The sequence below is a fragment of the Sphingorhabdus sp. genome (assembly GCF_041737645.1).
In the GTDB taxonomy this organism is placed as follows: Bacteria; Pseudomonadota; Alphaproteobacteria; order Sphingomonadales; family Sphingomonadaceae; genus Sphingorhabdus_B.
In genome coordinates, this window is sequence record NZ_JBGSRI010000038.1 from 59,756 (window position 1) to 84,278 (window position 24,523).

Consider the following 24,523-nt stretch of genomic DNA (forward strand, 5'->3'; position numbering starts at 1 on the left):
GTCCCGCCCTAAACCGCCTGTCTAACCCGCCACGCTATCCAGTAAACGTGCCATCAACGCCACGAACCTCTCATTATTCACGTCTTTGCTGATATCATTCCAACTGCCGGTGATGGCATACCAGTCGCCTGCTTTGGATTGGGCCAGAAAACTCATCGAAATAACGCCGGGTTCCGAGCCGCCCTTATATCCCAGATATTGCCATTTGTCGGCCGATACCGGGCTAACCCCTTTATTGACCGCCATCACTTCGAGCGCGACCTGACTGCCGGTTTGGCGAATATTGTGCATCAAAGTGGCAACGTCCGAAGGTGAGGCGAACCATTCTATACTGTCGATGGCAACGGGGCCGGAACCGAGATTGGACGGGACTATTTTATCAAATGCCAGCGCCGCGGCTTCATTTTCCAGCAGATCACGCTGCTCCGCTTCAGTCGCCTTTTGAAAACGAAGCCGCAGCTCGGGATTGCTTTTCAGGGCAAAGGCTTCGACCGTATTGAGCATCGGCAATGCTTTGTCGGGGTCGCTATGCCCAATCGTGGCTAGCTTTTTCTCCACGGCATCGCGTCCCAAAACCCGCATCAGCGCATCGGTGGCGCTGTTATCGCTGGATGAAATCATCCAGGTTGCCAATGTTTGCAACGTGACCGGCGTGCTGCGCGGCCAATTGGATGTCGCGATCGAAGAATGGCTGGTGGCCAAAATTGGTACAACATCTGACCAGCTGCGCCGTCCGGCCTGCACCTGTGATGCGAGTTCGGCGAGAACATAAAGTTTGAAGGTCGACGCGATTGCAAATTGCTGTCCTGTCGAGCGTCCGGCAATTTGCGTGCGTTTGCCGTCCGGCCCCATTTTTTCCACCAGATACCCTGATTTTCCGGGTAATTGTGTAAATGCCGCATCAATTTTGGCGGGCGTATCCCCTTTCAGGTCAAAACCCGTCACCAGCAGGCCAACGACCTTTTCAGACGAAGCCTGTTCAACGGTTATGATGGCTGTGGCAATGGCCTTTTCAAATTCGATTTTAATTGTCGCGCTGTCCGGGCCTTTGGGGTCCACGCCAATGACTTTCAATGGCTTGCCATATTGCGCGATGAACTGGTCGGAAATTGCCTTCAACTGGATTGCAGGGACGGCGGCCAAAAAGCTTGGCGAAAAATAGTCTTCATATTGTATCGCACCAGACAGAACCGCTGGTAATTGTTCGATCCGCCGGTCGAGCGGTTTAACGGCTGTTGCGGTCGTCGGTTCTGGAGTCAGCGCGGATGCGGGTGAGGCGCACATTGCGGCCAAAAGGAACAATGGCAAAAATCGCTTCAATTTCTCTCTCCCAAATTAAGCTACGCGTCGATGGCCTCTTCGTCCAATTGGGCGGCATTGTCCTGGATGAAGTTGAAACGGTGTTCAGGATTTTTGCCCATCAAACGGTCTACCAAGTCAGTGACAGCGGCCCGCCGTTCATATTCATGTGGCAAGGTAATGCGGATAAGTGAGCGGCTTTTGGGGTCCATCGTCGTTTCGCGCAACTGGCCGGGGTTCATCTCGCCCAATCCTTTGAAGCGCCCAACATCGACCTTTTTGTTCTTGAATACCGTCGCCTCCAGCTCGGCGCGATGGGCGTCGTCGGCGGCGTATATGCTTTGGCTGCCATGCGTTAGGCGATAGAGTGGCGGCCGTGCCAGAAACAGGTGCCCCGCTTTCACAATCTCGGGCATTTCCTGAAAGAAGAATGTCATCAGCAGTGTCGCGATATGGGCGCCGTCGACATCGGCGTCGGTCATGATGATGACCCGTTCGTACCGCAGATTGTCGGGGTTACAGTCTTTGCGAATACCGCATCCAAGCGCCAACTGTAGGTCGGCGATTTCATTATTGGCGCGGATTTTGTCGGTCGTTGCGGATGCAACGTTCAGGATTTTACCCCGGATCGGCAATATCGCCTGAGTCTTGCGATCGCGCGCCTGCTTTGCGCTGCCGCCTGCGCTGTCGCCTTCAACGATAAACAATTCGGTACCGTTAGGGTCGTCGGACGCGCAATCGGTCAATTTACCCGGCAGACGCACTTTGCGGCCGGATGTAGCCGTCTTGCGTTTGACCTCGCGTTCGGCTTTGCGACGCAGACGGTCGTCGACCTTCTCCATGATGAAGCCCATCAGCGCTTTGCCGCGTTCCATATTGTCGGTCAGGAAATGGTCAAAATGGTCGCGCATGGCGTTTTCGACCAGTCGGGTTGCCTCGGGTGAAGTGAGCCGGTCCTTGGTCTGGCTCTGGAACTGCGGGTTCCGGATGAAGACCGACAACATCAGCTCGGCTTCGTTGAAAATATCCTCGGCGGTGATTTGTGCCGCTTTTTTCTGGCCGACCAGCTCACCAAAAGCGCGCAGGGCCTTGGTCAGCGCCGAACGAATGCCCGCTTCATGGGTGCCGCCATCGGGGGTGGGGATGGTGTTGCAATACCAGCTATAAGCGCCATCGGAATATAGGGGCCACGACACAGCCCATTCTACCCGTCCCTGACTGTCGGGAAAATCCTGCGTCCCTGCGAAAAAGTCGGTGGTGGCGCATGCCCGCGTACCAAGCTGTTCGCGCAAATGGTCCGACAGGCCACCGGGGAACTGGAACACCGCCTCTGCCGGGACGTCCGCGCTCGCCAGTTCCGGATCGCACCGCCAGCGGATTTCGACGCCTGCGAACAAATAGGCTTTGGACCGGGCAAGCCGGAACAAGCGTGCCGGTTTGAACTTTGCATCGGGTCCGAAAATTTCGGTGTCCGGGGTGAAGGCGATCGTCGTTCCGCGCCGGTTCGGGGTTGGGCCAAGCTCTTCTAGCTTGCCCATAGGAAGCCCCCGCGCGAAGCGCTGGCGGTATAACTGCCGGTTGCGTGCAACTTCGACAACAGTGTCAGTCGACAGGGCGTTGACCACCGATACACCGACGCCATGGAGCCCGCCCGATGTGGCATAGGCCTTGTCCGAAAACTTGCCGCCCGAATGCAGCGTGGTCAAAATGACTTCCAACGCCGACTTGCCCGGGAATTTGGGGTGGGGATCGACAGGAATGCCGCGGCCGTTGTCGCTGATGGTCAGCCGGTTGCCAACGCCCAAATGCACCTCAATCCGGTTGGCATGACCGGCCACGGCCTCGTCCATCGAATTGTCGAGAACCTCGGATGCCAGATGGTGCAGCGCGCGTTCGTCGATGCCGCCAATATACATTCCGGGCCGCCGCCGGACGGGCTCCAGCCCCTCAAGCACTTCAATCGCCGAGGCATCATATTCGTTGGAGGCGGCGGTCGCCGCAGCGCTGCCGCCAAAAAGATCATCACTCATGACGCTGGTATAGGACGCGCGGAGTCAGCCGTGCAAGCGCCGTATCGATTTGCCCACAGGAAAGTATGTTGTATTCAGCGAACCCGTGGGCCGCCAAAGGGCATGGGAGGCGGTGGACGGCGGACTCCGCGGGGTAGCTGCGCCTGGTAGGCACGGCCGCAATGTTCCACGCAATACGGAAAGCCGGGATTCACGGCTACGCCACAAAAATGGAAGTCCGCTTCACCGGGATGGCCCATCGGCCAACGGCAAACGCGTTCGTTCAGGTCGAGCAAAGACGTCTTGGTTGCCATTTCAGGGCTTGGCTTTGCAGGAACAAGACGGCGTGGCGGTGCGGGTGGAATGGGGGCTTGCTGGTCGCCGGGCCCTTGACGCATAAAGCCGCCCGGTCCGATGGAGACGATGCGTGGCATCGTCGAGGCGGGACGCTCTGCTGGCGCTTCGCCGGTTGACGACGGAGTTTCCGCTGAGCGAGGAGAAAGGGCAGGAGCAGGTGATGCCACCCGGGGTTTCGCGGGTGCAATTGCTACCGGCTTTACAGCCAAAGACTTTTTGGCGGCTGCTTTTTTCTCAGGCTCATTAGCCTTAACAGGCGATGGGCGTGATTTCAGGCCCAGCCGGTGAGCCTTGCCAATAACTGCATTACGCGAAACGCCGCCAAGTTCTTCTGCGATCTGACTCGCAGTAAGCCCCTTTTCCCAGAGGGTTTTCAAATGATCGATCCGCTGGTCAGTCCAGGACATATTTTTCTTTTCCCAAATTCAATTTTGCCGACCCGCTTGCCGGGCGCGATTGCGCCTTGCGGTTCAAGCTGCAAGCCGATAGTCGATTGCGCGATGAGTATCCACCAAAAAACCGCACATGGCCCAGATAGGGATTCGACTCCAATCGTTCAACTGCCCGATGGAGTAAAACAGATCCGTCATGTCAACTGGATAGGTTTGAATACATTATATCTGAAAGAAGTGCGGCGGTTTTTCAAGGTTCAGCTCCAGACTATTTGGGCACCGGCGATTACAACCCTGCTTTATCTCATCATCTTCACGGTCGCATTGGGGGCAGTCAAACCGACTGTACTCGGCGTTTCTTTTGCCGATTTCATTGCGCCTGGCCTGATTATCATGGGCATGATGCAAAACGCTTTTGCCAATTCCAGCTTTTCCCTGCTTGTGGGCAAGATACAGGGCACTATTGTCGACTATCTGATGCCGCCACTTTCCAATGCAGAGGTACTAACCGCATTAACTGCGGCGGCGGTGACGCGGGCATTCATGGTCGGTGGGACGATCTGGCTGGCGATGGCATTCTGGCCCGATGTCAATGTCACCCCGGTTCATTTCTGGGCCGTTTTGTGGTTCGGATTGATGGGATCAATGATGCTCGCATTGATTGGCGTTATGACGTCAATCTGGGCGGAGAAATTTGATCATGCCGCCGCGGTTTCAAATTTTGTCGTGGCACCAGCGGCTTTGTTGTCGGGTACATTTTATTCCGTCGACAAGCTTTCCCCTACTTTTCAGGCGATCAGCCATGCCAACCCGTTTTTCTACGTCATATCGGGCTTTCGATACGGCTTCATCGGCAACGCCGACAGTCCGGTGCAATTTGGCGCGTTGTTGTTGTTGGTGATCAATGTCATCCTTGCGACCATCTGTTACGCATTGCTGCGTTCGGGCTGGAAATTGCGCGCATAGGTTCTGACCTGAATCACTCGCGTCGAAATCGGACTCATAACTAAATTAGCCAAAGCTCAGGCCGTTTAATCTCTTAACGGGAGATGGCATATGACATTGAATGCGCTGGCGAAGCTACAACATCGCTGCGAACGCCTTGGCGCTGCATTGGGTCGCGGGACTGCCACTGAAATTGCCGCAGCGCGTGAACTGCTGCGGCAATCTTTGGTCGAGCTGTATGAACAAGGCTATTGGCGTGAACAGCCCGAACAGTTCAAACAGCATATGCGGCTGTTTCGCTCCGTCGACGCGCCGCCAATCAGCGCCCGGGTGTCCAGTTCTGTGCCTGACAAAAGGGCCCAATACAGCCCTTGACGACCAAATTGCCCGACTTTCCCTTATAGATGATCGAACGATAGGTTTTGCCGGATTTGGGATCGTAAATCTGTCCCTTCCACTCATTACCGGCTTCTTTGAATCCGGACAGAATGTCCATTCCTAGCAACGTCCGGCCACGCAGTGCCTTGTTCGGGTTATTGATATCTTTTTGGCCTACGCCATTGGGCGGCGGTACAAGAAACTTGGCCAGTTTCCCGCAAATCGTTGCGCCACATTCGTAGATTTCGACGACACCATCTTTGCTTTGGGTAACCCAACGTCCGGTAACTGGCGCGGCGGCTTGGGCCGATGCGGACAATAAGCCCACGGTAATACAGGCAGTAGACAACTTTCGATAAAACATACGTACTCCTCAATGTCACTCTTTTGTCCATAGCGTACAATCATATTGCCGCAATGTTTTTGCCTTTTTATGGCGGCATGCTAACCCGACTAACATGAACGAAATCATACTTTTCGATTATTGGCGCTCTTCGGCCAGCTATCGTGTCCGCATCGCTCTCAACCTAAAGGGCGTGACATATCGTTCTGTTCCAACAAGCCTGGTTGAGGGACAGCATAAATCACCGGAATATGTCGCCCGCAACCCGCAGGGTTTTGTACCGATGCTATCAATTGACGGGCATGACCTGACCCAAAGCCTTGCGATTATAGATTATCTGGATGCCAACTATCCCGATCCGGCAATGGTCTCTTCGAATCCTGCAGATCGCTCGAAAACCTTGGCGCAGGCCCTGTTGATTGCTGCGGATATCCATCCGGTCAATAATCTGCGTGTACTGAGATATCTCAAAGACCAAATGGGACAGGATCAGACCGCTATCGACAATTGGTACCGCCATTGGATAGTCGAGGGTTTTACAGCTTTGGAAGCCATGGCTCCAGCGGATGGCCTGTTCGGAGGCGATTTGCCTAATCTGGCCGATGTCTGTCTTGTACCGCAAATGGCAAACGCCAGGCGGTTTGAAACGTCATTGGAGGCATTCCCGAAAATGGTTCGGATTGACGCCGCTTTGTCAGAAATGCCTGCTTTCAAAGCAGCCCACCCCGATGTGGTAAATCCTGAAGCATGAAAACTGCGATATTGATTGCGGCGCCGTTACTGGTGGTCGCTGCGCCTGTCTGGGCACAAAGTTGCGATTTGCCTGTGCGCGATCGGGATGATCAGGCAACCTATGGCTGCGTCCGGAAATCTACCGATTATCCCATGCCGATAGACATAGAGCACATTGTCGTCACCGGGTCTTTGGCAGCAACCAAAAGCGACGGCAGTTACGCGATATCGGAGATATTTCTTGCCGAGAATATCACCCGCCTTGAAAATGCCTTGTCCCAGGCGGCGGGGTTGCAACAGTTTCGGCGTTCCGATGCACGTTCGGCCAATCCGACGAGCCAGGGTATCACATTGCGAGGACTGGGCGGCAATGCGTCGTCGCGGGCGCAGCTCTTGCTGGATGATGTTCCGCAGGCTGATCCGTTTGGCGGCTGGATTAGCTGGCCGGGTTATGATGCCTTGCACCTTGCCTCGGTTCGCATCCGGCGCGGCGCAGGCCAGGTGGCCGCCGGAACAGGCGCTTTGGCGGGCGTGGTCGAACTTGATAGCCTGCAAAACATGAATCGAATCAAAGGTGCCGTCCATTATGGCAGCCGCAACAGCGTAGATGCCAAGGCTGCAATCCTACAAAACCTGGGCGCCGGCAGCATTTCGGTGTCAGGCAGCTATACACGCGGAGACGGCTTTATCCCGATCAACGAAGGGCAACGCGGCGCTGTTGACCGAGCAGCGGCCTATGAACAGGGCGGCATCGCCATTCGTGCGGTTGCGCCATTATCAGCGAACACCGAATTGCAAGCCAATATGCGCGCCTTTACCGATGAACGGGACCGTGGCTTTGATTTCTCGGATAACCAGAATAGCGGCGTCGATGCCAGCTTGCGTGTGGTCAACCGCACGCCGGGCGGCTGGCAATGGAGCGCGCTGGGCTATGTGCAGGTGCGGCAGTTTGCCAACCGATTTGGTGCGATTGGTTCTGGCCGGAATTCGGTCAGTTTAACGCTCGACCAGTTTTCGGTGCCATCAACCGGCTTGGGTGCGCGGTTGGAGGTCCGTCCCCCATTGGGAGAAGACGCCGAGCTGCGCGTGGGTGCTGATTGGCGGCGGACGGTGGGCGAAACCAACGAGAATTTCTTTTTCACAGGTCTAACGCCAGGCCGAAATCGCCGCGCCGGAGGGGCAAGCGACACCGTTGGTTTGTTCGCCGAGGTCAGCCTTGAACCAACCGACGCACTCACCCTGACTGCAGGCGCGCGCGCCGATCACTGGAGTATCGCGGACGGTTTTCGCAAGGAAGTGAATATTGGCGGCTCTGTAAGGTCGGACGATAAATTTGCTGACCGCTCCGGCTGGGAAGGGACCAGCCGCGCCGGGTTTGTTTGGCGGGGTACCGACAGCATCAAGTTGCGCGGATCGGCGTATTTTGCGTGGAGATTGCCAACCCTGAATGAGCTATACCGGCCATTCCGGGTGGGGGCCGATGCGACTGCGGCCAACGAATTGCTTGCGCCTGAACGTCTGAAGGGCGCAGAGATTGGCGCGGAATTCGAAAAGGGCGGCGTCAAGTTAAGCGGTACGTTTTTTGCGAACACACTTGATAATGCTATTGCCAATGTCGGGTTGGGCAATGGCCCCGGCAATTTTCCCGGTGTCGGTTTTGTCGCCGCGGGCGGCGTGTTTCGTCAGCGCCGCAATCTTGATGCTATCGACAGTAAGGGGCTGGAAATCGAAGCCTCCTACACTGCCAATTCATATTGGGTCCGGGCAGGTTATGCGCTTGTCGATGCACAGGTTAAAGCAACCGGAAATGCGGCTGTTCTTGACGGATTGCGCCCCGCGCAGGTTCCAAGGCATTTTGCAAATCTGGGCATTGGCTATGACGGGGCAAAGGTGCGTGCCGATTTGTCGGGTCGCTTTGTCAGCGGGCAGTTTGAAGATGATGTCAACAGCCGCCGCTTGGGCAGCGCGTTTACGATCGATGGCGGGCTTTATTATCGGCTCGGCACGAAAATCCAGCTTGAACTTCGCGGCGAAAATCTGTTCGATACGCAAGTGGATGCAGCAATCGCCGCCGATGGCGTAATAGAAAGGGCGATGCCGCGAACAATTTGGGCAGGGATTTCGGTGGAATTTTAATGGCGCGGACAAAGCAGCAACTGAAGCTGGCAGAATTTCTGCCCTATCAATTGTCGATCACTTCGAACGCGATCAGCGATCTTATCGCCCGTGCCTATCGCGGACGCTTTGCCCTGAAAATACCGGAATGGCGGTTAATGGCGGTGTTGGGTGAACGGGTGTCGGCAACGCAGCGCGAATTGTGCGAAGCCACTGCAATGGACAAGGTGACCGTAAACCGCGCAACAAAGGCACTGGAAGATCGTGCACTGATTGGTCGTGCGCCCAATGTCGCAGACGGACGTTCGCACCATTTGGCGCTGACCGGAACCGGCCGCGAACTCTATGACCAGATCGTTCCTCTCGCCTTGTCGGTCGAGGCAGAGCTTGAAAAAATACTCGGCAGCGGCGAAGCGCGGGCGCTGGAAAATATGCTGGCCCAGTTGCGGGCGCGGGTTGCAGAACTGGGCTGAAACCGCTTGTGCAAAATAGTTTCATTTGATACTAAAATTCAAAAGCACTCCCTGCCACATTTTTCCATAACCGGAGCGACCAATGACCGATCTGTTTGAAAATCCCCTCGGCCTAGACGGCTTCGAATTTGTGGAATTTTCCGCGCCCGAAAAAGGCGTGTTTGAACCTGTTTTCCAAGGCATGGGGTTCAGCCATATCGCGTCGCACCGTTCCAAGGATGTGCAGCTCTGGCGGCAGGGTGAGATTAACCTGATCGCCAATTATGAACCGCGCAGCCCCGCCGCGTTCTTTGCCGCCGAACATGGTCCATCGGCATGCGGGATGGCGTTTCGCGTCAAGGATGCCGCCAAGGCCTATGATGAGGCATTGGCGCGCGGTGCGGAGCCGGTGGAAAGCAAAACAGGCGTGATGGAATTACGCATTCCCGCGATAAAGGGCATTGGCGGCGCGTTCATCTATCTGGTGGACCGTTATGCGACGCTCGAGTATCCCGAAGCGTTGTCGATTTATGATATCGATTTTGAATATTTGCCGGGCATTGTCCGCAATCCGGTTGGTGCCGGTTTCCAGAAAATCGACCATCTTACGCACAATGTCTATGGCGGACGTATGGCCCATTGGTCGGCGTGGTATGAGCGTATCTTCAATTTTCGCGAAATCCGCTATTTCGACATCAAGGGCGAATATACCGGTTTGACGAGCCGCGCGATGACGGCCCCCGACGGCAAGATACGCATTCCATTGAATGAGGAAGGCAAGGCCGGCGGCGGGCAGATTGAGGAATATCTGCGCGCCTATAATGGCGAAGGAATCCAGCATATCGCGCTGATTTGTGATGATTTGATTGGCTGCTGGGATAATCTTCAAAAGCTGGGTGTGCCGTTCATGACAGCGCCGCCCGAAACCTATTACAAGATGCTGGACGAACGCCTACCGGGGCACGGTCAGCCCGCCGATGCCTTGCAAAAGCGCGGCATATTGCTCGATGGCACAACCGAGGGCGGGCAGCCGCGTCTGTTGCTGCAGATTTTCGCGCAGCCGCAGATCGGCCCTGTATTTTTTGAATTCATTCAGCGCCGCGGCGACGAAGGGTTTGGTGAAGGCAATTTCAAGGCGCTGTTTGAAAGCATAGAACGCGACCAGATTGATCGCGGCGTTTTGGAGGCATCGCAATGACGGTACCATTCAAATCGGAACGCATTCACCATGTCGCCTATCGGTGCAAGGACGCCAAGGCGACGGTGGACTGGTATGAACGGGTCATGGGTTTTACCTACACCAACGCCTTTGCCGAAGATTATGTGCCGTCCACCGGGGCCTATGATCCTTATATGCACATATTCCTGGACTGCGGCGGGGGCAATGTGCTGGCCTTTTTCGAATTGCCCAACCAGCCCGAAATGGGCCGTGACGAACAGACGCCTGCCTGGGTGCAGCATCTCGCGTTCAAGGTTGCCGACTTTGACATGCTAAAGGCTGCAAAAACACATATCGAAGCTCAGGGGGTCGACGTGCTCGGGCCAACCTATCACGGCATATTCCGCTCAATTTACTTTTTCGACCCTAATGGCCACCGGTTGGAACTGGCCTGTGACATAGGTACCGAAGTACAATATGCCGAATTGCAATCAGTCGCCGCGGCCATGCTGGATGAATGGGACCGGACGAAAAAAGCGCCGAAACACGCAGATTGGCTCCATATCGAACCGGGGGGCGAATAAGGCGCCCCTACAAATGGTTGCCGCCTTGGTAAACTGCAGGCATCATGGGCAAAATAGGAGAGGTAACATATGAAACTCGCGTCGTTAAAATCGGGCCGTGACGGCAAGCTGGTCGTCGTTTCAAATGACCTCGCTTGGTGTGCAGATGCCGGGCATATCGCGCCCACATTGCAGTCGGCATTGGACGATTGGGATCGAACCGTCCCCCGGTTGCAGGCGCTCGCCACTGATCTGGAACATGCCGCGATCCCGCGCGAACGCTTTCACGAACATGATGCCGCAGCGCCTTTGCCGCGTGCTTTCCAGTGGGCGGATGGCTCCGCTTATGTCAACCATGTCGAACTGGTTCGAAAAGCAAGAGGGGCAGAATTGCCCGCCAGTTTCTGGCATGACCCGTTGATGTATCAGGGCGGATCCGACGAGTTTCTGGGCGCGCGAGATGACATATCGCTGGTCAATGAAGAATGGGGTTGTGATCTGGAGGCCGAAATTGTGGCCGTAACCGGCGATGTACCGCGCGGCGTTTCGGCACAGGATGCTGTGTCTTATATCCGTCTTGTCGGGCTGGTTAACGACGTCAGCCTGCGGAACCTTATTCCTGCGGAGCTGGAAAAGGGCTTTGGTTTTATCCAGTCAAAACCGGCCAGCGCGCTTTCACCGGTCTTTGTAACTCCTGACAGCCTTGGCGATTTCTGGCGGGATGGAAAGCTGCATCGTCCATTGATGGTCGATCTGAATGATGCACCTTTGGGCCGGGCTGTGGCGTCGGATGATTGCACATTCGATTTTGGTGTGTTGATCGCGCATCTGGCGAGGACCCGTAACCTTGGTGCAGGATCTATTATCGGGTCGGGCACGGTATCCAATCGCGATACAGACGGCGGACCGGGAAAGCCGGTCGCGCAAGGCGGGCTTGGCTATAGCTGTATCGCGGAGGTCCGCATGGTGGAAAAAATTCAGACCGGCGAAATGACGACGCCCTTTCTGAAAGATGGCGACACAATCCGGATCGAAGTGCGCGACGATGCAGGGCACAGTATTTTTGGAGCCATCGAACAGGTCGTGCGGACGAAAACTTAAGTCGCGCCTATCTTCGCTATCACCTCTCTCCCGCAGGCGGGAGAGAGGTTTTATGCGACCCGCTTATTTCTTGGCGAAGGCGTCGCCAATCGAACAGGCGGCTGGTCCCAGAATAACGATGAACAACACCGGCAAGATGAACAGGATCAACGGGATCGTCATAATGGCCGGAAGGCGCGCTGCTTTTTCTTCAGCGCGCATCATGCGTTCGTTGCGGAATTCCGCCGAAAGTACGCGCAGGGCCGAAGCCAGTGGCGTTCCGTATTTTTCGGTCTGGATCATGGTTGTGACTACGCCCTTGATCGAATCCAGTTTGACGCGGAAAGCCAGATTTTCAAAGGCCATACGACGTTCAGTCAAGAAACCAAGTTCGATAGCCGTCAGGGCAAATTCGTCGCCCAGTTCGGGATAACCGCGACCTAATTCCTTGGCCACGCGATTGAATGATGTGTCCACCGTCAAGCCTGCTTCCGCGCAAATAACGAGCAGGTCGAGCGCGTCGGGCAGGCCTTTGCGGATTGCATCGGTGCGTTTTTGAACGAGGTTACCTAGGTAGATATCCGCGGCCTTATACCCTAAAATGGTTAGGATGGCGAATGCGCCAAAGCGTTTGAACGTGCTGTAATCAGACATTCCGCCGAGGCCATAAATCCACAGCGCAGCGCCGCCGCCAAAGATAACGGGAAGAACAAGGCGGCTGAAAATAACGGTCACCGCGAGTTCTTTGCGGCGGATACCGGCCTGCGCCAGTTTCTGCTGCACAATTTTTATCTGGTCTTCCTGCAAAACCTGAAGCTTTGACAGCATATGGCGCATCTTGTCCGTGGTCTCGGTTTTACGGACCAGCTTTGCGCGCTTTTTGGATGTTGTGGCGGTAATACCGGCCTTGAGCTGTTCGCGCCGGTCACTAAGCGCCTTGACCCGCTTTGCCATCGGATCGCGAACGGTTACCGCTGCATATATCGCAAAAATCACGGCAACGGCGGCAACAGCCGACAACATCGTTGCAACCCACAAGACATCGATGCCTAAAAGTTGAGGTCCACCCGGATTGGTCATTTCTTTATCCCGCCCCCAACATTAAATTTCAAAATTGACCATTTTGGCCATGATAAAGGCACCAATCGACATCCATACGATGCCGATCATTCCAGCGATCATCAGCCTTGGTTCGAAAAAGAAACCCGCCAGATAATTCTGGTTCACCGACCAGACCATGCCGAAAACGAAAAATGGCAACGATCCGACGATATAGGCCGATGCCTTCGATTCCGACGACATTGCGCGTATTTTGAGCTTCATTTGTGCGCGTTTACGAAGCACATCGGCCAGATTGGACAGCGTTTCGGCCAGGTTACCACCCGTCTCGCGTTGGATGGCAAGCGTAATGACAAAGAACTGGAATTCCGCCGTCCCCATGCGGTCCGCCGTTTCTTGCAACGCGTCTTCCATAGACTTCCCGATGCGGACTTTTTCGGTGACCATCTTGAATTCTTCACCAACAGGTCCGGGTATTTCCCTTGCAACCACACCCAGCGTTTCGCCAACGGGCAGGCCGGACTTCAGGCCGCGCACGAGCAATTCAATTGCATCCGGGAAATTGGTCGTAAACTTCTTGATCCGCTTTGCGATCAGGAAGTTGACGACAAAATGCGGCAGGCCAGCGCCCAGCATCAGACCGCCGAAAAGAGAAAGATATAGGGGGGCACCTTTGATCCACAGACCAATCATAACAAGCGCAGTGATACTGCCCGAAGCCGACAAATATTGCTGAAATGTCCAGTTCTTGCCGGTCTGCGCGAGGCGCAATCTCAACTTATCGGCTCTGCTGATGTTCCGACCGTCGGTAAAGATCATCGGACGACGCGCGGCCAAAGCCTTACGCATCTGTTGTTCGACACGCGCATCTGCGCTGTCGGAATGACGCATCTTTACCGCACCGAGGCGGCGTGTGGTAGCCTTACCTATGTTAGGCCCAATGAAAGCGAGCGCGATCAGGACCAGAACCAGCATGAAACCTGTCGCAAGTATAAGATTTTGCATCATTGTTTGCTCAGCCCGACGGTATCAGCAGGCGCGGCACCGAACATCGACGCCGCGAACTGCATGAGGTTTATTTCTTTTTCAACAGCGACTTGAAACCAGACATAACGGATTTTTTTGATTTTTCCGTTTGCGGTGCCGCTTCAGCAACTTCGGCGGCACTGCCGGCAATCATATCGGCTAAATTGACAATACCAATTGACAGTTTGCTACCACGCACGGCCTGCACAATCGGTTGACCTACTTTTGCGGCTTGCGCCGTGGCTTTAGGGTCCGAGGGAAGCAGGAGGTCAATTTTGCGTTCAATTGTGCCTTCAAAATCCTTGCGGCTAATTTCAAGTGCGGCGGCTTGTACATTGTTGGCGACAACAATCGTTTTGCAATGTGGGGCATTTTGCTTAAGCCATGCCAGAACACGGATGGTATCACGCGCGGCAGCCAATGTCAGTTCAGTCGTGACAATTGCCATATTCACGTCTTGCATCAGATGCGGATAAGCGATCAGCATGCTCCGCGGCATGTCGATTACCGTGTTTTCAAAAGCAGCGCGGAACTCTTCTTGTAACTGATAGAAAGCACTTCCATCGGTCAGCACAGGGCTGCTCATCGGCGCTTCTGCCGAGAGGATCGAGAGCTTGTCATTCGCCTTTATCATCGCGCGTTCGATGAATAATCCATCAATACGGCTGGGATTGTCGATGGCGTCGGTCAGGCCGCGGCCTGGTTCAAGGTCCATCGCAAGTGCGCCGGTGCCAAAATGGACATCGAGGTCAAGGAATCCTGTCGGATGGCCTTGCCCTTGCGAGAATGTCCAGGCGAGCGAAGCTGCGATTGTTGAAGCACCGCATCCGCCACGTGTGCCGATAACGGCGGTCGAAACATGCGGACGATCGGCCGAATGTTCTTCATGCTTGGGTGCGTTCAATATGGTTTGTGCGTTGGCAAAAGCATCGCGCAAAGCATCGGGGCTCAATGGCTTCAGTAAATAATCCTGTAGTCCCGACATCAACAAGTCACGGTACAAGCGCACATCGTTGACTTGGCCAACTGCGATAACAATCGTTCCGGGCTCGCACACCTCAGCCAGGCTGTTGATATCGGAAATCGGGTCACCAGATTCCGACAGGTCAACAAGCAATATCTGCGGGCTGGCGGAGACCGAAAGCGACTGGATTGCATTGCGTAGACCGCCCTTATAGGCCTTGTCCTGGCTCCAGCCCATTTCTTCGCAGACGCCGCGAATGACGTCTAACGTCAGGTCATCGCAAACATATGCGTTAATCGGGTCACGAGTTCCGGCGACGCCGGATTTCCAAGGAGCGTTCATTAGTTGCCTCCGGTTTTGGCGCGGTAGGTGTCGACCGCTCTTTTGCCGCTATTGGTATCAAGCCGCTTGTTTTCTTGTCCGCGCACCAGATCTTCTGGATTGGCGATCATCGCTGCCAGGTTGCTGTTTATCGAGCAGCCGTGGTTGCTGTGGTTGCTGGCGTTATAATTGCGGTCATGATCGGTCGTGAAATCGGGGCACGATGGCACCGATGCTTTCGAACGGGTCACGATAACGCGCATCATGCCAGACGCCACTTGCCCTGCGGTTACAGGGGCAACTTCGTCGAGCAGTACGCCACGCTCGGCTGCAACTTTCGAGACGAGTTTGGCGGCGGATTGGTTTGCATAAGCAGAGCCAAAGTCGACCGATACGCGGTCGCCATAACCCAATTGCAATGCATCAAACCACTCACCTAATCTGGTTTGCTCCGCCGAAGAAATGCCGCCGCCATCGCTGTTCAGATCAATCGCATAATTGGTGCGTTCGACGACAGGTTGGTGCACCGAATACATCGATGTGTTGGCCGTTCCCAGCGAGCCTGCAGCACATCCAGCCAATGTTATGCTGGCGGCGGCTGCAGTCAGGAATTTCATGTTACGCATAGTCATTCTCCTGAACTGGGATTATTGGTCGAAACTGAAACCGGGGCCTGAAACCGCGGCTTGCGCTTTTGCTTTGTCACCTTTTTGCGGCAATGCCGGCGCTGCGTCACTGACCGAACCCATTTCCGGGCCACCAGAAGGTGCCGGGGCGATGGTCGGCATAGGCCGGCTTTTGTCACCGTCTTTGTCGAGAACTTTGCCCAACAGGACGCGTTCTGCATCGTTTGCTGAATGGATGCCGTCGGTTGGCAGTTTGATCTCGCTATCCGACACTGGTTTAACCAGATACGGGGTAATGACGATCATCAATTCAGTTTCATTGCGACGCCAACCATTGGATTTGAACAAAGCGCCCAAAATCGGAATGTCGCCGGCACCTGGTGTTTTGTCGACCGAACTGTTCAACTGATTGCTTAACAAACCTGCGATCATCATGCTTTGGCCAGAACCCAGCTCGACGGTTGTTTCGGCCATACGGGTCGTAGTCGCGGGGACTTCAAGTCCGCCGACCCGCACCGCACCTTGCGAGGAAATATCAGATACTTCGGAACGGACACGCAGCGAAATTCGGCCATCGGATAACACGATCGGTGTATAGGTCAGGCTGACGCCATAAGATTGATATTGAACCGACACACCATTGTCTGACGACGTTACGACTGGAAAAGTCCCACCAGCCAGAAACTCGGCGGTTTCGCCTGAAACCGTGGTCAGATTAGGGTTGGCCAACGTTGAAATCAAACCGGCCCGTTCGGACAAATCGAAAGCCGCTTCCACGTCAACTCCGAACAACTTGCCAATTCCAGCGACGGTGGTGGTTCCCTCTGGAAAGGTTACTGTTGTCCCCGTTGTAAAATCGCGACCCCGGCCGAGGCCGAAGAAATAGGGATCACCCGAACCATTTGTGCCAGGTTTGCCGCTCAGCAAATTGCCGGAAATTTCCTTGGAAAGCGAACGGCTGACCTCGGCGACGCGAACCTGCAAATTGATTTGCAATGGTGTCGCTGTCTTGATGCGGTTGATAATTTTTGCCTGACCGCTGCTGAACGCCGAAACCAGATCGGCGGCTTCAGATGCCTCTTCAGGCTGCTGCACGGTGCCGGTCAAAATGATCACGCCGTTCATTGTGGTGACCTTGATATCGGCATCGGGCATTGCCACCGCCAGCATCTGGTCAATCGAGTCAAGATTGGCGCCAACGCGAACTGTTGCGGAATAGACCGTCCGGCCAGCGGCATCGGTTGCAACGATGCTCGTTTCGCCCGGGCCTTTGGCAAGAATGTAAATCTGGCGGCCAGATTTTACTTCGACATCGGCTACGCTTGGATTGGCGACAACCACATCTGTGATGGTCGAGCTGAGGTTGATCTGTTGCCCGCGGCCTATCGCCAAGGTGACAAGCTTCGCATCCTTGGCTGATTGTGCGAGGGCAACGCCGGGTATCGCAACCAGTGATGTTGTGCCCAGGGCTGCGGTAAGCACTGCCGCCGCAAAGCCGGATTTGATTGTTGATATCATTTTCATGTTACTGTCTCCGGCTTACGTCAACCACAGTTTCGGCGCCTGCGCGTGACACGCGGACCGTCTGTGAACTGACGACTTTCTGGACTTGCCTTTGGATGCGGACATTTTCCGAGGCGATTGCAAGCGGGGTTTGTGCAGGGATGCTGCTCCGCTGGAACCGCGACACGTCACCGCCTGTTGTGTAAGTGCTCTTTCCTGAAATCGGGCGCTGTGCGACCTTTTTCATGATAGCGGCTTCCTGTTCGGCGGTCGCGCCTTCGGGGATGCTTACTTCGCCAGAGGCCAAGGCCTGCTCCAACTCGGCGGCATTATCGGCAAGTGAACGCAGCGACAGGCTGATTGTGCCCAGTGATTGCGCGACGGTAATCCGCTCGGCAATTGATGGCGTTGCTTCCATTGTGACCAACTTATATTTGCGGACAACGGTATTGCCTGCTTCGTCCACCGTGTTGGTTGAACGTTGGTCGGTCGCAAGAACACGCATATTGCGTAATATTGTTTCCGACACTTTAAGCGGTGGTCCACCTGGACCAGCGATATTTTGCGTCAGGACAAGGTCAACCCGGTCGCCGGGGAAAATAAATCCGGCAACACCGGTCAGCGCCGATACAGGCACCGTAATCGCGCGCATACCAGGTCCAAGGGCCGCGGCAAGAAATCCGCGGTCGCCGGGTTTTACGAGAGATCCCTTTGTAATCGGCTGGCCCGCAGTAATCGCGTTGCGTACAACGGTGCCGATCAGTTCATCGGGTGCGATGCCAGCTGCTGCTGCGCCATCAGTACCTTCGCTGGCCCCCGGACCTTCAATGAAATAGGCGTCTTCCACCAGTTCTTTTGGCCAAGGCTGATAGCGGAAGCTTTCAGCGTTGATGATTGTACCTACCGGCAATGCCCGCGTCGCGACCATGACCTTGGGTCCGGTTTCGACCGGCTTGGCCGCCGCCGCTGTGGGCGCTGCCGCTCCGGTGAACATGCTGCGCGCAAGAAACGCGGTAATGGCTGCTATTAAAAGCGCGGCCACCAGCAAGATAACTTTTTTCCTATCCATGACGAACTGTCCCCTGAAAGGTCCCCTGTTTGAAGAATGCTATTTCACGTAAAATGGTTAAAAATCCGTTCACCTGCTATCCATAAGCCAGCAAAGGCGATTGCGACCCCATATGGCACGCGAACGCGCCCATCTTGTTGTTTCACGTTGTGAATTATCACAAATGCAATGGTTACCACGGCCCCTAGTATCGAAGCATAGAGCACCATTCGGATGACATCGACCCAAGGCCACCATAAGGCTAAGGCCCCGAAAAGCTTGACATCTCCGCCGCCCATCGCGCCAAATCGGAAGGCAATTGCAAAGAAGATGAAAACAATCGTCGCGGTCAACAGATGCACGCCTATTGCAAGGGGAGTAAATCCCCCTGTCGCGTACCAATAAGCAGGTGCGGCGAGCGCGATAGACAATGTTATCTTGTTGAAAATAAGACGATATTTGACGTCTGTATAGACCGAGACGACGAGCGCAATTGCCAATCCCCCCAGGAGTGCGTAAGCGAGTGTTTCACTAGTCATTTGCCAAGCATTAACCATCAAAGCTTGCTAAAAGGTAACCATGCACGCCCAGAAATTTGAGATAAACCGACGCGCAATCCCGTCCGATGCAACTGAAAGCTTATGGCAAGCACAGGACGGCTGGCCGATCAGGCGGATTGACTGGCAAGGTTTGGGGGAGCCCCGGGGATCATTGCTGTTTTTGCCCGGGCGCGGCGACCATTATGAAAAATATCTCGAAACATTGGCCTATTTTGCGTCGCTTGGCTGGCGGGTGACGTCGATAGATTGGCGTGGTCAGGGGGCGTCGGGCCGATTGCTGGATGATCCGCATGTTGGCCATATTGACGATTTTTCAACATGGATCGCCGATCTGCGTTATTTTTGGGGAATTTGGAAAGCCGAAACTCCGGGCCCCCATGTTGTCCTGGCGCACAGCATGGGTGGGCATCTGGCGATGCGTGCGCTTGTTGAAAAGGCTTTTGATCCTGACGCTGTCTTGCTGAGTGCGCCGATGCTCGGCATTCAGACCGGCGGATTGCCGCTTTCGCTAAACCATGCCTTTGCAAAATTGATGTGCATAATCGGGCGGGCAGAAACGCCTGCGTGGAAAGTCAACGAAAAGCCGATGTCGCCCATGAACGTCCGTGGCAACATTTTGACCGGCGATAAAGACAGATATGAAGATGAGCTTGCATGGTGGATATTGCGACCCGAAGTGAAATTGGGGCCGCCCAGCTGGCACTGGATCGAGCGGGCGATTGCATCAATCCGGTCACTTGATGAACCGGGCAAGCTTGAAGCGGTCAAAACGCCGGTGCTGTTAATGGCAACGATCGCCGACCAATTGGTCAGTACGCCTCGGGTTATCAAGGACAGCAAACGGCTTCCGCATTCGGAAACACTGATATTCGGAAAAGAAGCCGCGCATGAATTGCTGCGCGAGACGGATGCAGTACGCGACCAGTGCATTGAACGCATCCAAATGTTCCTGGACCACTATGCGCCGCTGAAATGAGGGATTTTGATATAGCTATTATCGGTGCCGGTATTGCTGGCGCAAGCCTTGCCGCCGAAATATCCGCGTTCAAATCTGTTCTGTTGATCGAAGCAGAGGCGCAGCCGGGATATCATTCAACGGGCCGCTCGGCCGCATTCTGGGATGAAAGCTATGGCGGGCCATCCGTACAGCCGCTGACCACTGCCTCCGGTTCGTTTTTGGCAAATCCCGCACCACAGTTCCATGATGGACCTCTTATGCACCCGCGTGGCGCGCTGCATCTGGGAACGCAAGGACATCAATCGCTTGCGGATGCATTATTGTCCGACTTTGCCGACAGTGGCGTCCGGTTTGAACGGCTGGGGCGGGCAAGTATCGAGCAACATGTCCCCGGATTATTGCCCGATTGGATTTCGGGACTTTGGGAGCCTGACTGTTGCGACATTGATGTCGGCGGATTGCATGGCGCATATCTGCGGCAGGCAAAACGGCACGGCATCCATTTGCAATGTAACGCCCGTGTGCAATCGGTTCAGTGGAAAGCCGGGTGTTGGCATGTGTCGGCGGCGGGCATGAACTGGACCGCTGACATATTGGTAAATGCAGCAGGCGCCTGGGCCGACGAAGTTGCCAAAATGGCTCAAGTCCGCCCACTTGGCATCCAGCCTTATCGCCGCACTATTGCCCAATTGTCGGTATCGCCTGCGGCACCGGTCAATTTGCCTCTGGTAATCGGGCTTGACGGCAGTTTCTATTTCAAGCCCGACAGCGGCGGTACATTGTGGTTAAGCCCCCATGACGAAACACCAACAGTGGCGTGCGACACCGCACCTGAGGAAATCGACGTCGCGCTTGCGATTGACCGTTTGCAACAGGTCGTGGATTGGGAAATTCACCGCGTTGAACATAAATGGGCGGGATTGCGAAGCTTTGCACCCGATCGCAAACCGGTCATCGGGCCTGATCCAAAAAATGCAGCGTTTTTCTGGCTGGCGGGGCAGGGTGGTTTTGGCATCCAGACCGCACCAGCGACGGCGAAGCTCGCGGCATCGATGATCGTTGACACAGTAGTCCCGCCAGCCGGGGTAAACGCAATCGAGTATGTTCCTGATCGTTTACACTGATTTACTTGGCATATGCCGCGTCATTGTTAATGTTATCGAGTGCTCGGATCAAAAGTGGTTTCCATAGCCGTAAAATTGGACCGGGATAGGGATATCTAAGCTTCGAATTGGCTGGTCAAGAGGAGAGGATCTATGGCTCATTACTTTGAAATCAAAAAAAATAAGAAAGGCGAGCATGTCGCCTATTTCAAATATAACAATGAATCAATTTTCTGGACCGAAGGCTATGCAAGCAAGGCTGGTGCAAAAAACGCCATTGAGTCGATTTTGAAGAATGGCCCCGGCGCTGAAGTTCGCGACCCCGAATAGGATTTAGAGCGCGCGCGCAGCCTCCGCAGCATCGCTTGCGAGGCGGTCGGCGCGTTCATTTTCGGGGTGACCGTCATGGCCTTTGACCCAAATCCATTCAATTTCGTGCTTGGCGACGGCTTCGATCAAATCATGCCACAAATCTGCATTGCGAACAGGCTGTTTTGACGCGTTTTTCCACCCGTTTCTCTGCCAGCCGTGGACCCATTTGGTGATACCGTCGAGGACATATTTGCTATCTGTGTGCATCCGCACACGACAAGGTTCGATCAGAATATTTAACGCCTGGATCGCGGCCCACATTTCCATTCGATTGTTGGTGGTATCGGGGTCCCCGCCTGAAATTTCCTTTTCCCTTGAGCCATAGCGAACGATTGCGCCCCAGCCGCCCGGGCCAGGATTACCCTTGCACGCCCCATCGGTAAATATTTCTACCTGCTTCAATTCCGGCCCCCATCATCCCAAAATAGCTGATATATTGTCTTTATCGCTATAAAAATCCAGCCGACGCAGAAAAGCCAGCGGATCTTTGCGGGTAACCATTGCGTTGGCGGGTGTATTTATCCAATCGTAACAGCGTGTCAGCAAGAAACGCAAGCAAGCGCCGCGTAGAAACAATGGCAAAGCGTCCCGGGTTGGTACATCCATCGCAAACTGGCGGTTGTACCCGGCTAACAAGCCGGCACTCAAATCCGGATGGAAAGTTGATCCATCCGAATTGAAACACCAGGCGCTGTGGGTGACGGCCAAATCATATCCGCAAAAGTCGGTGCACGCGAAATAGAAATCGATTAGCCCGGTAACCTTATCGCCCAGCATCAAGACGTTATCCGGAAATAAATCTGCATGGATTGCGCCGACAGGCAGGGTCTTGGGCCAATAACGCTCCAGATAATCGCACTCAGCCTCGACCCGTCCGGACAGGCCGGTGCTTATGCCATCCAGCCCCGAAGAGGTGCATTGACCGGATAATGCACGCCACGCACCGATACCCAGACTGTTTGGCCGAATAAGATGGAAATCAGCCAGCGCCGTGTGCATCTGGCCCAAGGCGGCACCCGTCGCCTCTGCCTGCGACCGATTAGGTTGCGTAACCGAAACGCCTTGCAAGAATTCGATAAGGCAGGCGGGGCGCCCAGCGATTTCATGCAGCCATTTGCCATTACGATCCGCAATAAAGCGTGGAACCTTGCACCCTGCGTCGTGAAGATGCTTCAACAACGCATAGAAAAAAGGAAGGTCAGCCGGATCAACTCTATTTTCATAAAGCGTTAAAATAAAACGATTTTTAGTTGTTTCCAGAAAATAATTGCTGTTTTCAACGCCTTCAGCGATTCCTTTTAAGGAGATCAGTTCACCAGCGTCATATTGCAAAAGAAATTCTGAAACCTGTTCCGGTCCCAAATGCGTATAAACCGCCAATTCAGCCCTCCGAGCCGGCCAGTTCACGAGGCAATTTGAAGATTATGCTTTCTTCTGCGGTCGTGACTTGCTGTTCATCCAGGCAAAAATGGTTCGATAAGGCATCAATTATCTCGCGCACGAGCAGTTCGGGGGCAGAAGCGCCCGCTGTCAGGCCGAGTGTATTAACGCCATTGAACCAGCTCATGCTGATACCATCAGCCCGCTGCACAAGATGCGCCTTGGCACCGGCACGGGTGGCCACTTCGACGAGGCGTACCGAGTTGGAACTGTTGGGCGCGCCGATTACCAATACCAGGTCGCATTCGCTGGCTATGGCTTTTACGGCATTCTGGCGGTTCGATGTGGCGTAGCAAATATCTTCGCCTTTGGGGCCGACAATATTAGGAAAGCGATGCTGTAACGCTTCGACAATTTCTGCGGTATCGTCAACAGACAGGGTAGTTTGTGTTAAAAACGCCAGATTGCCGGCATTTTCAGGTTCCAATGTTGCAACATCATCAACGGTTTCGACAAGCGTCATGGATCCAGCAGGAACCTGTCCAAATGTTCCGATGACTTCCGGATGTCCTGCATGGCCTATAAAAATAATATGTCGCCCGGCTTCGGCCTGTCGTTCAGCCTGGCGGTGAACTTTTGATACGAGCGGGCAGGTCGCGTCCAGATATGCAAGGCCGCGTTCTTCCGCATTTGCAGGGACCGATTTTGGAACACCATGTGCGGAAAAGACGACATGCCCCCCATCCGGTATTTGGTCGAGCTCGTCGACAAATACTGCGCCTTGGGCTTTCAGGCTGTCGACGACAAATTTATTGTGCACAATTTCATGACGAACATAAACAGGAGCACCATGCTGCTCGAGAGCAAGCTCCACAATTTTGATTGCACGGTCGACGCCAGCGCAAAAGCCGCGCGGTGCGGCGAGGAGAAGCTTCATGGGGCGCTTGGCTTGAATTTGTTCAGTCATCGGCAATGTCCTTTAGGTAATGTCGCGGCATCCGCCAAGACCTTTCCCCTGTTGCGTGCATCGCAACGGATGGATAAGGACCTTTTAGAAACGCGGTTAAGCGGAACCTAATAAGAATCCTGAGGATATTCCTGTATGAAATTTGTGGTCAAAATCCTTGTTGCGGGCACGATGATGGCGTCAATTGCCGGATGCGCCAAGGATGGGGAACTTGATTTATCTTCAGGCGTTGGAATCAGTGTGACGCGAACCGGGTGCCCGACGGTTGCGGTTCCCGATGGAACTGGCGACGTTACCCTGTTTAGCGCCGCAGGTAATCAGGATGCGAGTGCGATTGATGTCGTTGCAACGATTACCAATGTCCGTCCGACCTGCAACAGCAGCGGTGAAAAGATTTATTCGCAGGCTAGCTTCGATGTGCAGGCACGCCGCAATGACCCACGAGGCGACCGAACAGTAACAATCCCTTATTTTTCAACTGTAGTACAAGGCGGCAGCGCCGTCGTTGCAAAACGGGTTGGACAAGTGACGTTACAGTTTGCAGACGGCCAGTCAAAAGCGTCCGCATCGGCGCAGGCGGCAAGCTATGTGGATGGAAACTCCGCTCGCTTGCCCGCCGAAATCGTTCAGAAAATCACCAAAAAACGCAAGCCGGGTGATCCTGATGCAGCGCTTGACCCAATGACTGATCCAGAGGTGCGCGCCGCGGTCGTTCGTTCGAGTTTTGAAATGCTGATCGGTTTTCAACTGACCGAAGAGCAACTGCGCTACAACGTCACGCGCTAACCGGCGCTTCGCCAAAGGCACAGACT

26 protein-coding genes are annotated in these 24,523 nt (G+C 54.6%); 12 read left to right on the forward strand and 14 right to left on the reverse strand.

Annotated elements, in window-relative coordinates; genetic code table 11:
• Window positions 1–21 precede the first annotated feature (21 nt).
• From ACEW72_RS06095 to ACEW72_RS06105, 3 genes are all read right to left on the reverse strand, one after another.
• Window positions 22–1,320 carry a serine hydrolase gene (locus ACEW72_RS06095; protein ID WP_373475488.1) on the reverse strand — a complete coding sequence of 433 codons (1,299 nt, stop codon included), beginning with the start codon at window positions 1,318–1,320 and terminating at the stop codon, window positions 22–24.
• A 20-nt stretch (window positions 1,321–1,340) separates the two neighbouring features.
• Window positions 1,341–3,329, reverse strand: coding sequence for a DNA topoisomerase IV subunit B (gene parE, locus ACEW72_RS06100; RefSeq protein WP_373475489.1), 1,989 nt, complete (start codon window positions 3,327–3,329; stop codon window positions 1,341–1,343).
• 74 nt (window positions 3,330–3,403) lie between these two features.
• Entirely contained in the window at window positions 3,404–4,072 is a 669-nt protein-coding gene (locus ACEW72_RS06105; RefSeq protein WP_373475490.1) for a GcrA family cell cycle regulator, read from the reverse strand.
• A gap of 93 nt (window positions 4,073–4,165) precedes the next feature.
• Here ACEW72_RS06105 and ACEW72_RS06110 point away from each other — a divergent pair, with 93 nt between their 5' ends.
• Both ACEW72_RS06110 and ACEW72_RS06115 read left to right on the forward strand, forming a co-directional pair.
• Window positions 4,166–5,023: an ABC transporter permease gene (locus tag ACEW72_RS06110; protein WP_373475491.1), complete on the forward strand. Its 858-nt coding sequence runs from the start codon at window positions 4,166–4,168 to the stop codon at window positions 5,021–5,023.
• Between the two features lie 90 nt (window positions 5,024–5,113).
• Window positions 5,114–5,377: a hypothetical protein gene (locus ACEW72_RS06115; protein ID WP_373475492.1), complete on the forward strand. Its 264-nt coding sequence runs from the start codon at window positions 5,114–5,116 to the stop codon at window positions 5,375–5,377.
• Here ACEW72_RS06115 and ACEW72_RS06120 read toward each other — a convergent pair.
• On the reverse strand, window positions 5,322–5,744 hold the full coding sequence (locus ACEW72_RS06120) for a DUF2147 domain-containing protein (RefSeq protein WP_373475493.1): 423 nt from the start codon (window positions 5,742–5,744) through the stop codon (window positions 5,322–5,324). The genes ACEW72_RS06115 and ACEW72_RS06120 overlap by 56 nt on opposite strands.
• A gap of 94 nt (window positions 5,745–5,838) precedes the next feature.
• Between ACEW72_RS06120 and maiA the strand changes: the two genes are divergently transcribed.
• The 6 genes from maiA to ACEW72_RS06150 all read left to right on the forward strand — a co-directional run bounded on the left by maiA (window position 5,839) and on the right by ACEW72_RS06150 (window position 11,845).
• On the forward strand, window positions 5,839–6,474 hold the full coding sequence (gene maiA, locus ACEW72_RS06125) for a maleylacetoacetate isomerase (protein ID WP_373475494.1): 636 nt from the start codon (window positions 5,839–5,841) through the stop codon (window positions 6,472–6,474).
• The gene (locus ACEW72_RS06130; protein WP_373475495.1) at window positions 6,471–8,591 is read left to right on the forward strand and encodes a TonB-dependent receptor; all 2,121 of its coding nucleotides are present in this window, start codon (window positions 6,471–6,473) and stop codon (window positions 8,589–8,591) included. The genes maiA and ACEW72_RS06130 overlap by 4 nt, the downstream gene beginning before the upstream one ends.
• Window positions 8,591–9,043 carry a MarR family winged helix-turn-helix transcriptional regulator gene (locus tag ACEW72_RS06135; protein WP_373475496.1) on the forward strand — a complete coding sequence of 151 codons (453 nt, stop codon included), beginning with the start codon at window positions 8,591–8,593 and terminating at the stop codon, window positions 9,041–9,043. The genes ACEW72_RS06130 and ACEW72_RS06135 overlap by 1 nt, the downstream gene beginning before the upstream one ends.
• An 82-nt stretch (window positions 9,044–9,125) precedes the next feature.
• The gene (gene hppD, locus ACEW72_RS06140) at window positions 9,126–10,220 is read left to right on the forward strand and encodes a 4-hydroxyphenylpyruvate dioxygenase (RefSeq protein ID WP_373475497.1); all 1,095 of its coding nucleotides are present in this window, start codon (window positions 9,126–9,128) and stop codon (window positions 10,218–10,220) included.
• Window positions 10,217–10,765: a VOC family protein gene (locus ACEW72_RS06145; RefSeq protein ID WP_373475498.1), complete on the forward strand. Its 549-nt coding sequence runs from the start codon at window positions 10,217–10,219 to the stop codon at window positions 10,763–10,765. The genes hppD and ACEW72_RS06145 overlap by 4 nt, the downstream gene beginning before the upstream one ends.
• A gap of 69 nt (window positions 10,766–10,834) precedes the next feature.
• Window positions 10,835–11,845, forward strand: a complete 1,011-nt coding sequence (locus tag ACEW72_RS06150) for a fumarylacetoacetate hydrolase family protein (protein ID WP_373475499.1) — start codon at window positions 10,835–10,837, stop codon at window positions 11,843–11,845.
• 63 nt (window positions 11,846–11,908) lie between these two features.
• On the opposite strand, the gene ACEW72_RS06155 is transcribed toward ACEW72_RS06150, so the two are convergent.
• The 7 genes from ACEW72_RS06155 to ACEW72_RS06185 form a co-directional block, all read right to left on the reverse strand.
• On the reverse strand, window positions 11,909–12,904 hold the full coding sequence (locus ACEW72_RS06155; protein ID WP_373475500.1) for a type II secretion system F family protein: 996 nt from the start codon (window positions 12,902–12,904) through the stop codon (window positions 11,909–11,911).
• Window positions 12,905–12,925: 21 nt separating this feature from the next.
• Complete coding sequence (locus tag ACEW72_RS06160; protein WP_373475501.1) at window positions 12,926–13,891, reverse strand: type II secretion system F family protein; 966 nt, start codon at window positions 13,889–13,891, stop codon at window positions 12,926–12,928.
• Between the two features lie 67 nt (window positions 13,892–13,958).
• Window positions 13,959–15,215 carry a CpaE family protein gene (locus ACEW72_RS06165; protein ID WP_373475502.1) on the reverse strand — a complete coding sequence of 419 codons (1,257 nt, stop codon included), beginning with the start codon at window positions 15,213–15,215 and terminating at the stop codon, window positions 13,959–13,961.
• Complete coding sequence (locus ACEW72_RS06170; RefSeq protein ID WP_373475503.1) at window positions 15,215–15,820, reverse strand: CpaD family pilus assembly protein; 606 nt, start codon at window positions 15,818–15,820, stop codon at window positions 15,215–15,217. Before ACEW72_RS06170 ends, ACEW72_RS06165 begins: the two co-directional genes overlap by 1 nt.
• A 21-nt stretch (window positions 15,821–15,841) precedes the next feature.
• The gene (locus ACEW72_RS06175) at window positions 15,842–17,344 is read right to left on the reverse strand and encodes a type II and III secretion system protein family protein (protein WP_373475504.1); all 1,503 of its coding nucleotides are present in this window, start codon (window positions 17,342–17,344) and stop codon (window positions 15,842–15,844) included.
• Window position 17,345: 1 nt separating this feature from the next.
• Window positions 17,346–18,392, reverse strand: coding sequence for a Flp pilus assembly protein CpaB (gene cpaB, locus ACEW72_RS06180; protein WP_373475505.1), 1,047 nt, complete (start codon window positions 18,390–18,392; stop codon window positions 17,346–17,348).
• A 44-nt stretch (window positions 18,393–18,436) separates the two neighbouring features.
• On the reverse strand, window positions 18,437–18,910 hold the full coding sequence (locus ACEW72_RS06185; RefSeq protein ID WP_373475506.1) for a prepilin peptidase: 474 nt from the start codon (window positions 18,908–18,910) through the stop codon (window positions 18,437–18,439).
• A 40-nt stretch (window positions 18,911–18,950) separates the two neighbouring features.
• Here ACEW72_RS06185 and ACEW72_RS06190 point away from each other — a divergent pair, with 40 nt between their 5' ends.
• The 3 genes from ACEW72_RS06190 to ACEW72_RS06200 all read left to right on the forward strand — a co-directional run bounded on the left by ACEW72_RS06190 (window position 18,951) and on the right by ACEW72_RS06200 (window position 21,322).
• Window positions 18,951–19,907 carry an alpha/beta fold hydrolase gene (locus ACEW72_RS06190; RefSeq protein WP_373475507.1) on the forward strand — a complete coding sequence of 319 codons (957 nt, stop codon included), beginning with the start codon at window positions 18,951–18,953 and terminating at the stop codon, window positions 19,905–19,907.
• Window positions 19,904–21,013: an NAD(P)/FAD-dependent oxidoreductase gene (locus ACEW72_RS06195; RefSeq protein ID WP_373475508.1), complete on the forward strand. Its 1,110-nt coding sequence runs from the start codon at window positions 19,904–19,906 to the stop codon at window positions 21,011–21,013. Before ACEW72_RS06190 ends, ACEW72_RS06195 begins: the two co-directional genes overlap by 4 nt.
• A 132-nt stretch (window positions 21,014–21,145) precedes the next feature.
• Window positions 21,146–21,322 (forward strand): YegP family protein, encoded by a 177-nt coding sequence (locus tag ACEW72_RS06200; protein ID WP_373475509.1) that lies wholly within the window; start codon window positions 21,146–21,148, stop codon window positions 21,320–21,322.
• 3 nt (window positions 21,323–21,325) lie between these two features.
• On the opposite strand, the gene rnhA is transcribed toward ACEW72_RS06200, so the two are convergent.
• From rnhA to ispH, 3 genes are read right to left on the reverse strand one after another with little or no spacing between them, the layout of a single operon-like run.
• Window positions 21,326–21,766, reverse strand: coding sequence for a ribonuclease HI (gene rnhA / locus ACEW72_RS06205; protein WP_373475510.1), 441 nt, complete (start codon window positions 21,764–21,766; stop codon window positions 21,326–21,328).
• A 12-nt stretch (window positions 21,767–21,778) separates the two neighbouring features.
• Complete coding sequence (gene thrB / locus ACEW72_RS06210; protein ID WP_373475511.1) at window positions 21,779–22,744, reverse strand: homoserine kinase; 966 nt, start codon at window positions 22,742–22,744, stop codon at window positions 21,779–21,781.
• Between the two features lies 1 nt (window position 22,745).
• Window positions 22,746–23,711 carry a 4-hydroxy-3-methylbut-2-enyl diphosphate reductase gene (gene ispH, locus ACEW72_RS06215; RefSeq protein ID WP_373475512.1) on the reverse strand — a complete coding sequence of 322 codons (966 nt, stop codon included), beginning with the start codon at window positions 23,709–23,711 and terminating at the stop codon, window positions 22,746–22,748.
• Between the two features lie 135 nt (window positions 23,712–23,846).
• Between ispH and ACEW72_RS06220 the strand changes: the two genes are divergently transcribed.
• Window positions 23,847–24,497, forward strand: a complete 651-nt coding sequence (locus tag ACEW72_RS06220; RefSeq protein ID WP_373475513.1) for a hypothetical protein — start codon at window positions 23,847–23,849, stop codon at window positions 24,495–24,497.
• Window positions 24,498–24,523: the final 26 nt, after the last annotated feature.